Source organism: Rosenbergiella sp. YN46 (assembly GCF_036620675.1).
Classification (GTDB): domain Bacteria; phylum Pseudomonadota; class Gammaproteobacteria; order Enterobacterales; family Enterobacteriaceae; genus Jejubacter.
Genome location: NZ_JAZHEE010000059.1, coordinates 1 through 12085 on the forward strand (window position 1 = coordinate 1; position 12085 = coordinate 12085).

The 12085-nt window shown below is 48.9% G+C and carries 4 protein-coding genes; all 4 read right to left on the minus strand.

Annotated features, from left to right (window positions below):
* The coding region (locus V3W49_RS21840) for an Ig-like domain-containing protein (RefSeq protein WP_500148074.1) at positions 1-1502 on the minus strand (1502 nt) is incomplete at its 3' end.
* A 1086-nt stretch (positions 1503-2588) separates the two neighbouring features.
* Positions 2589-3041: an OmpH family outer membrane protein gene (locus V3W49_RS21845; protein WP_500148075.1), complete on the minus strand. Its 453-nt coding sequence runs from the start codon at positions 3039-3041 to the stop codon at positions 2589-2591.
* A 127-nt stretch (positions 3042-3168) separates the two neighbouring features.
* Complete coding sequence (locus V3W49_RS21850) at positions 3169-9171, minus strand: autotransporter outer membrane beta-barrel domain-containing protein (protein WP_500148077.1); 6003 nt, start codon at positions 9169-9171, stop codon at positions 3169-3171.
* A gap of 1238 nt (positions 9172-10409) precedes the next feature.
* The gene (locus tag V3W49_RS21855; RefSeq protein WP_500148078.1) at positions 10410-11009 is read right to left on the minus strand and encodes a hypothetical protein; all 600 of its coding nucleotides are present in this window, start codon (positions 11007-11009) and stop codon (positions 10410-10412) included.
* Between the last annotated feature and the right edge of the window lie 1076 nt (positions 11010-12085).

A 12085-nucleotide genomic window follows, 5' to 3' on the forward strand; every position in this document is an offset into this window, starting at 1 on the left:
GAATCACTATCTGAATCAGCATCGCTGTCTGAGTCGGAGTCGCTATCTGAATCAGCATCGCTGTCAGAGTCGGAATCGCTGTCTGAATCCGAGTCTGCATCGCTATCCGCATCGGAATCAGTATCTGATCCGCCAGCGCCCTGCCCCTGAACGTTGACGGAAAAATCAGGGGTACGGGCGCTAACGTTACCCACGGCATCGGTCACAATGGTAGATAAACTGTGGGAGCCGTTTGTAAGTGCGGAAGGAAAGGTAAAACTCCAGTTGCCGTTGCTATCGGTAATCGCTTTACCAATCAGCGTATCGCCATCATATACAGAAACCGTACTGCCCGGTTCGGCATTACCGCGCAATGTGGGGCGAGTATCGTTAATGGTTCCACCGCTGGAAATGATCTTGATATCCTGACCGGAATCATCAATAAGTTCCAGGTTGCTGGCGGCGGCAACCTGGGTATCAACAGTGACAGTCAGCGCGTTTGAACGCTCACTAACGTTGCCAGCTTTATCCGTAACGGTAATCGTCAGATTGTGCTGACCATCGCTCAAAGAGGTGGATGGCGTAAAGCGCCAGTTACCGTTGCTGTCTGCCGTCACGCTGCCCAGCACTTTGTCGCCGTCATAAACAGTGACCAGACTGCCCGCTTCCGCCGTTCCGCTTAATGGCGGCATGCTGTTGCTGGTTGCGCTTTCACCGCTGATAGTACCTGCTTCAGGCGCGCTGGTATCCACCGTAATCGTAAATCCCGGAGACGGTTCGCTGACGTTCCCGGCCTTATCCGTTACCGTAACGCTCAGGCTGTGTTGGCCATCGCCCAGCGCCGTCGACGGCGTAAAACTCCAGTTACCGTTACTGTCAACTGTTACGCTACCCAGAACTTTATCGCCATCGTAAACAGTGACCAGACTGCCCGCTTCCGCCGTTCCGCTCAGGGTCGGGCGAGCGTCGTTTGTCGCACCGCCACGGGTGATTTCACCAACGATTGGCGCCTGATTATCGACAACTTTCAGATCGTCAACGACAGCAGGAGCCGTATTATCATCCTCGTTCGTATCCACTTCCGGGGGGACATAGCTATGGTGATTGTCATCATTATTCGACCCCAGGAACATGGCGGCGATCCCTAATGCCCCCGCACCAGCCATGATAAAGGGCGCAGCGCTAATGCCTTCGTCCTCAGCGGCCAACGCGCTAATATCTTCGATGGGCTGGAAATGTGGTACGCTTTCCGGGTTTTGCACCCACCACAATGCGCCCTGCCCGTCTTCCAGCACCAGCTTGCTGGTTTCGCCCTGTTCATTCACGGTAAAAAAATTTTTTACTACGACTTTTTCACCGTTAGTTAGCGTAATAGAGAGATCATTACCTACCCGACTGGTACCCGCGATATCCTGCGGGTTTATTTTTAGTTTCACTATACCTGGAGCAGATAAATTAATCTCATTACCACTGGCAGCGCGCACGGCATTACCAGCAGCATCGGTGATTGCGATGTCTACCATATTTGCTTCCACGATAAAGGTTAAGCCGATTAGAAATAACCAGCGCCACTGTATATTTTTTTAGGGTTTAAAAAATAACTAATAGTTATATCTGCCTGGAAAAAACAGCGGAGTCACATTTGTATCAACGGTCGTCACTCAGGCTTACCAGGGCAGCGTCTCTTTTCATCACCACCTGTAAGGGAATATGTTAAATGGTTTATGAGTATTTCGAGTCTAGACCGATAACTGAAAATTGCAAAACGAATACCAGAATGTTCAAAACAACATAAAACCACAAAGGACACCTCACTAACCACATGAATAAAAAGAAAAACACAAAAAATTATTAGGATAAAACCCATATTAACCACTCAATAAAAGCGGTTAAAAAAGTTCAAAGCGACAAAGAAAAGAGAAATACTTCATAAAACACAAAAATATAAGATAGTAACTCTAAACAAAATACCAAAAACCAGCATAAAGACAGAAAAATAGACAAAACAAAAGAACAAAACCAAAGAGAGGCGCAAAAAAAGAGATAAATCCCGCTAATGCATAAAGACAGCGCCTTAAGTAACCACACCTTACCAGTGGCTATATTACCTGCCTTTTTCATAAAAAAAGATATCATTATTACCTTTCATTACTATTATCTCGTTAGATACCAGCCATAAAATTAACAATTAAAGTAATTTAGCTGCGTTATTAATTGTTAATCATTTAATACCCCGCAGATATATAAGTGAATAATGGAGAATAACCGTATAATAACCAGAGAAAATGAATTAACAGTGGAAGCAATTGTGGAGGAGGAAACTCCACTGCGGAATTTCATGGATGAGACAATTAGAGACCAACATAAACATTCGACGAGCCAGCCCGGAACGAAAAGCTGGCGATACAGAAGAAAAAAGTGGATCCCGGTTAACCGAAACCCACCATAAAACTCAAGAAGCGCTATTATCACTGTTCAGCAACGCTCCCGGACGTTGCCCGTCCGCCTTTAAAAAACCAGACAATTCATGGTGTGCCCCCCAGTTTTCCCGGTGACGATTTTTTCAAAAGAGCTGATATGATGAAGTTTTCGGCGGATAGCTTAACCAGTTAGTGCTTTTCATTATCCGCGCCATCTTTTTTTATCGAGACTTCAGGCAGTGCGCCAAAATCCACAGTGGAATTCTTAAGAAGATTAATAACCTGCTCAGTAATATCGTCCCGTTCGCCAATAGCCAGCACTGCAGTTTTATCGAGCACCACGCTATATCCATCCTTACGGCGTAACTCCTCGACAACGCTGGCCACTTCATCGAGCACCGCCTTTCTGGCCACCTGTTGCTGTACCAGCCACTGGTTGTTGATAATCTGTCGATCGGCGCGTTTCGCCCCATCAACCTTATCCGAAGACAGATTTTTATAGTGGCTTTCAGCCTCGCTATTCGCTTTGATTAATAGCGCCCTGACCGCCTCCATCCGCTTCTGTTCCTGTTGTGCAAGAGGTGACCCAGCAATAGCTCTGGCGATATCAACAGTGGCAACTGTGGCATTATTCTTCATCACGTTATCGCATCCTGAAATAACAAAAACCATTATCGTAAAAACCGTTGTATAAATAATGGAATGACATATTTTCACCCTGAAGCTCCCTAATCTGACAGAAAAAGGGCCCCTACGGGGGCCCTGTCGGTTAGAAGTTCACTTTCACGCCCAGCATGGCGCTGGTATCGCTGTAGCCCTTGTCGCCAACCTGCTGGGCCACGTTGCCCCACAGGTTAACGCGCGGGTTAAGCTGCCCTTCCACACCCACCTTCACTTCGCCGATGTTACGGGCGCCGGCCTGGCTGACGCGAACGCCGTTCATCGTGGCACCGAAGTCGCGAGTATTGTGGATCCAGTTCGCTTCGACGAAAGGCTCGAAGGTACGCTGTTTGCCGCCATCCAGCTTGCTGTGGCCTTTAATAAAGCCCCGCAGGCCAAGCCGGGTCTGAACGTTGCCGTCACCTTCACTGGAAACCCGGGTACCGTTGGCTTCGGTATGGTCGTCGGCTTTTACCCCCATCCAGATAGCCTGGGCCTTCGGCTGGATGTAGAAGCTGGTACGCTCGTCGCGCTCTCCCACCTTCCAGGTATAACCGGCTTCCAGCGACCCCGTCAGCCCCTTCGACTTATAGCTTTCGCTGCCAATAGATTCCCCGCTGACGCTGTTGTTAAACCAGCTGTACTGCAGCCAGGTATCCACATAAGCACCGGTTTTGGCTTCGTTATCCTGCAGCCAGGTACCGTACAGTCCCACGCTGTAGCCGTTAATGCTGCCGTCGGCCCGATAACCGCTACGGCTGTTACGGCTGTTGCTCTTCTGGTTAGCGTAGCCGCCCATCACGCCCAGATGGAACCGATTCTGACCGTCGCTGCTCCACTGGGCGATATCGCCGCCAAGCTGCATGACATAACGATTCGCCTGAGTGCTGAGCTGGCCGCTGCTGTCCTTAAAGCGGTTGTGTCCACCGATATTACGCAGCCACATGCTGGTGACCCGATCTTCACCGGTCAGGGCGTCCACATAGTGGGTTTCTCCCAGACGATCCTGCAGGCGGTTAACAAACAGGGTATTGGCCGCCGCAATATTCGCCGTGTAGATCCCCGCTTCCGGACGAACCCAGGGTTTCGGATTCGGTTTCGGATCTGGTGTCGGATCTGGCGTCGGATCTGGCGTCGGATCTGGTGTCGGATCCGGCTGCGTACCACTGACCAGATACCAGTTACTGGCATTGCTTCCCGAACCTCGTACCAGTTGATAATCATAAGCGCCTGCCACAATACGGCCCGACTGGGTGAACTCACCGGCTGAATTACCGCCAACGTGGATAAGCTCAATACCGTTCAGGGTTTGTGCACCGCTGCCGCCCGCGTTGGCGACGCTCACAGCAGAAGTCCCGCTGGTGGAGCCATCAACAATCATGCGATCGGTCGCGGAATCGTCACCACCCAGCGCGGTGTTAAAGGTAATCGCCCCGCCATTGCCGACATAGTCGCCGCTCACGTGCAACACATTGCCGGTGGCGCCGGAGCCACTCTGACCGATAACGATATGGCTGGCGTTAGTCAGGTTGCCGCCCACGGTAAAGGTGGTCGCAGCGCCTGATGCCGCCAGTGCCCTGGCCCGCGGCGAGGCCAGTTCGCCCACCACCAGGGTACCCTGGTTGCTGACATCACCCGCGGTCGCGCCATAACCGCCGAACACGGCGCCGTCGGCGATACTGACCGCAGAGGATGCCAGGGTCACATCACTGCCTGCGCTCCCCAGTATCAGGGTACCTGCGGCTACATCCGTCTGACCGGTGTACTGCGCGGCGGCCTGTTGCAGAACAACCCGGCCTGCACCGGCCTTATGTACATCCCCACTGCCGCTGATGGCATTCGCAATCTGCCAGCTATCGGCAACATCCAGCGTCAGAATGCCTTCGTCCGCCACCGCACCGGTTCCCAGGCCGCCCTGAGACGTGGCGGTGAGCTTACTCTCAGCAGCAATATCAAAGTGACCGGCAAAGCGGCTGTTATCGCCGCGCAGCACGACATCGCTGCCCTGCGTTATCGCCACCTGGCCCGCACCACTCAGGGCATTGACCAAATCGCCCGTCGCCTGTTTTAACGTTAACGCGCCGTCGGTCTGTATGCCGCCGCTACCCAACCCGGAAACATGGTTCAGCGACGCCTCTGCCCCCGCATCAATACGGGTCGCCGCGGTCAGTGCGCTGTTAGCGCCGTTAATCACCATAGTGCCGCCGTTCAGAATCAGGTTCCCCGCACCGGACAGGGCGCCGTTGACCTCACCACCGTTGGCGACGGTCAGTGTTCCGCCATTCAGCATCGTCGCGGCACCCGACTCGGTGTTTAACAGCCCCACCTGCTGATTGTGCCCCGCCATATCCACGGTGGTACCAGCCGCCTGGCGCAGTTCTGCGGTCTGACCCAGCACGTTGTCATTTGCCATCAGCAGATTGCCACTACGAACATCGGTTATACCGGTATAGTCGTTATCCAGATTAGACAGCGACAGCGTATTCCCGGCGCCGCTATCAAGAGCCAGATCCCCGCTTCCGGTCACCTGCGCGCTAAGATCGGCGCCTGCGCCCTGAAGGCCTGCGGCGCTCAGCGCCAGCGCATCGTCGCCCTGCGTCAGCAATGCCAGCGACTTCAGCCCGTAGTTCACCCACAGCCCGTCGCTGTTGTCACCGCCGGTAAGACGATAATCATAGGTGGCGTTCGCCACACTCATGCCATTCTGCTCAACGGTCGTGGTCACCGCATCGCTGATAGCGTTGCCGTTCTGATCGATAAGGGTCAGGTTGCCACCGCTGCCCGCCATGCTACCGGTGGTACCGGCCAGTTTCAGCCCAATCTGTGCATCGTCCTGCTGCATCAGACTCAACGTATTGTCCGGCAGCGTCGGCGCATTCAGCACCGGATTCAGCATCACCTGTACCTGTCCCCGACCGCTGATGTCCAGCTGGCCCGTCGTTTCCACATAGGATTCCGCCACGCCCTTACCCAGGGTATCAGTATCAAAGCGGGCGGTACCGCCGTTAAAGGTCAGGCCGTCGATAGTCTGGGTACCTTTAGCAACAGTCGTGATATTGCCAGCGCTGAGCTTGAGCGTGGCTTTCGACAACGCGCTGGTATTATCACCATCCAGCAGGAAGCGGCTGTCAGCCAGTTCCACGGTGCCGGCAAAGCCATCCCCCGCGTTATTAGCGGTAAAAGCAAAGGCGTTATCCGAATTTCCCAGATTCACCTGAACCAGACCGTTCCCCGCCAGATGACTGGCGAAATCCAGATTCTGGCTATTTTTCACCACCAGAGTACTGGTTTTATCAACGCTGAACCCTTCCCCTTCGCCGGATAAATCCTGCAGAACATCATCAAGGGTTAATACTGAGCCACTCTTGAGATCGATATTTTCCATCTCCTGCATCTGTCGCTCAGAATCCAGGGTGTAAGATGAATTATCGAGTTCAACGCGATCCTTGCCATCTCCACCACGCAATGCCTTAAACAGCGTCTCTTTTTCTGCCGCGACAATATCTTTAAGAATGAACGTATCATCGCCTGCTCCGGTGGTAAAAACGGTATTGGCTTTACTGGTATGCTCCAGGATAACGGTATTCCCCTGCGCGGACTTCAGATTCACCGCTCCGGTAAGTACCCCACCGCTGGCATTAGTGAATTTAACCCCCTGATTATTAACATCCATCACCAGAGCAGCATCAGAATTTGAGGTAATAGTGCCGGAATTGGTAAAGGTTTTAGTGAAACCGTTATCAATATCAACCACCTGCTTCGCGGCGCCAGAAATCAGCGTTCCGGACTGTTCCACATTCGCCGTCTGGCCGCCGACAGACAGCGCTACGCCGCCCGCAGAATTATTGACATTAATACTGACCCCGGTTTTGATATCACCAGAAGTGTTGGTAACCATCCCGAGCCCTTTAGCGCTTTCAACATTAATGATCAGCCCCTGGGATGCGGACATGTCGTAATCTTTATCGGACATTCTTTCCGTATCCGACAATGTCCCTGCACTGTTATTGGCCTTCTCGAATAACAACCCTTTACCTGAACCATTAACGGTAATGGTGCCGGAGTTGGTCGATGCCAGAGAAGCTGAAGTACGAACACCTGCGCCGTCACCGACGTTAATAGTGGTGTTGGTCAGCTGAATTCCGGCAATCTCCGCCTTATTTTCAATACCGTTGCCGATACCGGCAGCATCCATTTCAATGGTGGCATCTTTAACGTTCAGCTCTTTCGCTCCGGTCTCCAACAGAATACCGTGGGCCTTTCCACCAGCTTCCGTCGTACCTGTGCCGCTCAACGTCAGGGAAGCGCCGCTGCCCACGCGGTAAGCCGCCGTTCCGTTCGTTGCGCTAACCGTTCCGGTATTGGCAACCTTAGAATCCGCGCCAAGAATATCGACGGCCACGCCGTTGACGCTAATGTTCCCTGCGTTCTCCAGCCTACCACCATCAACCTGTACCCCGATGGCGTCATGCTCATCTGCGTTAACCGGTGTCGAGGCGCCGGAAAAATCAATACTGCCCTCATGCTTCAGCGTACCGCCGCTCAGTACTTTGTATCCCATGGCTCCCGCAGCGGTATTATCTGCCGACAGCGTGGCGTAGCTGGTCAGAACGGAGTTCCCTTTCAGGTCCGTGTTTTCTTCTTTTGGATTCTTATAGTCAAAATAGCGGCCATCGACGATACCGGCCGTTGCCCCTTTGCCGGAAATGGTAATATTGGTATTAGCATCAATCGTCCCTTTCGCGCCGCCTTCCACGCGCACACCGGTCGCACCTTCCGCATTAACATTCAGCACCAGCCCGCCGGTATTCAGCATACTTTGCGTACCTTCGGTTGTCTTACCCGTAACGCGAATAATGGTGGAATCTTTTCCGGTAGCGCTAAGTGCGGATGAACCAGCCGAATCTCCGGCAAAGGTCGCGCCTTTATCAATACGGTACAGGGTAGACCCCTCAGTGGAGACATCCTGCTCCCCTGTCGCAGTGTTATTTACCGTAGAGCCAGCGCCGTAGATCAGATAACCGGTCTGATCCTTGCCGCTGAGAAAATTAACTGCTCCCTGCTCGGTAATATTGATAGTACCGCCGTCTTTAACGTAAACCCCCACACCGCGATCGCCGTTAAGGTTAATATCACCAGAGATAATTGCCAGTGCACCGGTTGCCTCAGACACCACACCATAGTTCGGATAACCGCTTGCTGAATCGAAACCATTATTAATATTGATAGTGCCAGTATGGGTCGCCTGCCCCCCCCCCATCACATCAATACCAATAGCGTTTATGCCATTCAGGTTTATAGTGCCGCTATTTACGACCCGATCGGCCCGGGTTGCGTCGCTCTGAACCAGGATCCCAACATTATGAACTGCCGAATTAGTCTCTGGGGCAGAAGCAACATTGCCATTAATATTAATGGTTCCGGCCTGATTTAGGGTGGCTGTACCACCAATATCGATAGCGGTCGCATTCTCCGTTAGCGTACCAATGGTAATTGTTGAATCCTGAGTAGCGTTAAATACTACGCTACCATAGATATGTGCGCCAATGGAGTGCTGCTTAATAGCAAGATCCGCTGTGTTGTCAGAGGATGCTCGCTGTGCCTCACGGCCAATATAAATATGCCCATTATTAGTCACACGACTGCTGCGTTGAGCTTCTATCCCTATATTACTCTGCGTGCCTAATATACTGTTTTTTTCCTGGGTGGCAGCAATATTCAGATTGCCATCATTGGTAAAAACGGCTGCTCCGGTTAGCATCACTCCAACATTGGGCTGGTAATCATTTCTTGATGCAACATTGATCACACCTGTAGCATTATTATTCGCTACGGAATTACCGTCCGCAAAGACGGCGATCTGCTTGCCATAAGCAACCCCTTCCATTTTATTGGGGAATATGGTAGCTATTTCCGGATTGGTACCAGCATCAATCACCCCATTATTTTCCACCACAGAGGTATTGTGTGCTGCAATGATATAAGAGGGCTGGAGTGGGCTTCCTGCTGCGCCTAAAATACCGTTATTCACAAGCGTTGCGCCATTTTCCAGATTCACCAGAGTCGCGGTGGAGTTTATCATCTGGATATTTGCACTATCGCCAATGGTCACTGTCGCGCCGGAACCGTCTGCGTGTATATATGAAACAGACGTGTTTAGAGCGTAGGCATGCATCGCATCATCATCCGCGATACTCACACTGGAGAGGATAGCATGATTGGTGTCGTCCCAAGCCTTCATCAACTCTTTATGGTATTCACCACTATCAAGACGAATCTCATCATTTTCAAGAGCGCTAATAAGTTTGCTATTATACTTTTTAAAGTCCTCAAGGTTATTAACTGTCTGATGCCCCAGATACTTGCTTTCAAACTCACCAGCAAAGCTATCAGCAGACATATTCGCCAACGGATTACTGGCATCACTCATATTGTTATAGTTATTTCCTAACCTGACTACCGTTTTAGACAGGTAATTCAATGCAGCACTGTTACTACCGTCTGAAGTAACATGGAAAACGGAAGCAAGATTTTCCTTTTTAACACTACTTTTTAAGATCGCATTAAAATAGTTGCTGGAATCTGTCACCCAAGAACTTCCGGTACTGCCGACATTAACATCCAGACTAGAACCAGCACCGACTTCATAGAAATTTTTGTCTACATACTGGCCATCCTTTCCAACAGGGAGGGAAATACCGACCACAAAATCTTTTGCCGCCTGCTCCTGAAAATCATCGTTATTATAAACAAGCATCGAACTATTCGCACCGGTATTTTTGTCCTTAACGTTAATGGACATAGTTTGAGAACCTATGCGAATAATCTGCCGATCTACCCACTGCCTGGAATCTTCTGTGAGGTATCCTTTATCCCGCGCCTCACCCAGCGTCATCATCTGGTAGCCTTCAGCTCCGCGCTGAATAGCAGAAAACGATCCGGTCAGCGTATTGCCCCCCATCGCCATTATCTGTGTCGTAATATTATCAGGCGCAGTTTTGGCAACGGTAAAATCTTGTGCCTGAGCGCTTTGCAGCAGAGAAGTTGCGATCAATGCCGCCAGCATACTTAAGCGGATAACAGGTGAAGCAAGTCGCGTTTTATCTGCTCCACCAGTTACCTTACTGCTTCGATTTCCCAGCTCAGAAACCACATCATAGCGCCGCAGGTTTCTGTTCCATTTAACTCTAAAAATTGAATTCATTTTCATCCCCTGGATGACGTAATACAAGTACCCGCTTCTTTTATTCAAGAAGCGCACTAATCCTTTCTCTCAAAAAATGAGATAATAGATATAACGTTTTAAGACGTTACAGATTAAGTTCCTTTTATTATGTTTACGTCCTCCTGTTACCTTGTAAAACAAACATTATTTTGTTCATTTTTTCCAGGTCGATAAAAACTGCCTGTATTACAACGTAATAACATTAGTGCATTACAGAAAAACAGGTTTCTTGGGTGCGGCCGGGTGAACCCCAGCTTTTTCATCAATATATATTTTTTCCCATGAACTTTCTTTACCGACATGTGCAACCGCCGGGCAATAGTCGCAATGCGATCTTCATCATCAATAATGCTGTTCATGATCAAAAAATCTGTCGCTGAAAATGAAATTTTGCGGGTATAACCGATTTTGATAAACCGGCATATGGATGCCCACATTGACTTACACTCTATTCGCTTTGATATATATCCGGTATAGATTGAACTATTATTCATCTCCACAACATCAAAAACATGGAGAACATTTTTAACATTATTTAGCGCCTGACAAACACGCTGTAAAAAAACGTTATTCTCTATTGCAACAATGTACAGTAAAACCGGATCGAGCACGTGTTCGAGATCATCAATGCAGCGGCAAATAGAAACATCGACACCCCGTGAGACAAGATAATCTTTTAGTCCCAGGCTATAGAACACATCATCGGAAATAACTACAATACTCATTGCATTCACCATCCTGGCTATGGCCTTTATCCGTAGTAAGGCTTTCAAACACAGTCATCCTCAGCCAAAATGCTTCAGGAAGCTACGTTTGTAGCTTAGTTTATTGAATTATATAAAACATATTGATAAATACTGACAGCCACATACATCAAAAGCCATGTTAATAAAAAGCACAAAGGAACAACATGTAATTTTTTTACTCCCTTATGGGAATTCTTATTCACACAACAAAAATCTCAAAGATGTTTTTACCGATAGCCTCCCCTCAAATCGATAGCCAATGACTATCAAACAACTACCATTGATCTATAAATGCGATTAATAAAATCATAAAAAACAAAAAAAATTAAACAAAATCATAGCATTAAATAACTCTAATCAACCTGGGTTATTATTAGGCGTAATGAAATTAAAAATAAAAAACCACAGAAATGAAAAAGCAATTAGGACATATCGCCCCCCTTTTTACAATTTATGTAAGAATTCGCATGATGGAATTTTCTTATTCCAAAGTGAAAATTCTCATTTCCGTAAAATATATCTCAAAGAGAAATAACCACAGGTTAAACATGGAAAAGTCACAACATTATTTTTTATATTATTAGTAAACAATAAAATCATAATCACAAACAAGACAAATCTTATTGCAAAAACCAAAATAAGACATTTCATCATAAAACAAAAGAAACGGAGAAATGTATTTACAGTAAACAGGTGGGGCCGAATATATAAAAACTATATGAAACCGGCAGGCTATGATTAGCAAAAAAATACTATTGAAAGTCATGTCACTAGCTGCATCACAGTGAGCTTTTTGTCCGTTTAATGTTGGTTGAGTTTATCCACAAAGACTAATGCACAGAAAGCTCCTGAGCGGAGCCTCATATGAAACCCCATCAGAGAGCTTACAACAGTACACCGACGTTAGATTGCGGATAGCACACAGGTGGCCTTCCAGCGCTGGAAACTGCTGTTCGCCTTATCCATGATCTTAGCCTGGTAGATTAGCCCCATAGATCACCAGACGCTTCGCCTCTCTTAAAATAAGAGGTAGTCTTGGAACTATGTTTAACACC

What these genes read in the sequence shown, in the direction of transcription:
- V3W49_RS21855 (WP_500148078.1), bottom strand. Translation starts at nt 11,009, where the DNA reads ATGAGTATTGTAGTTATTTCCGATGATGTGTTCTATAGCCTGGGACTA.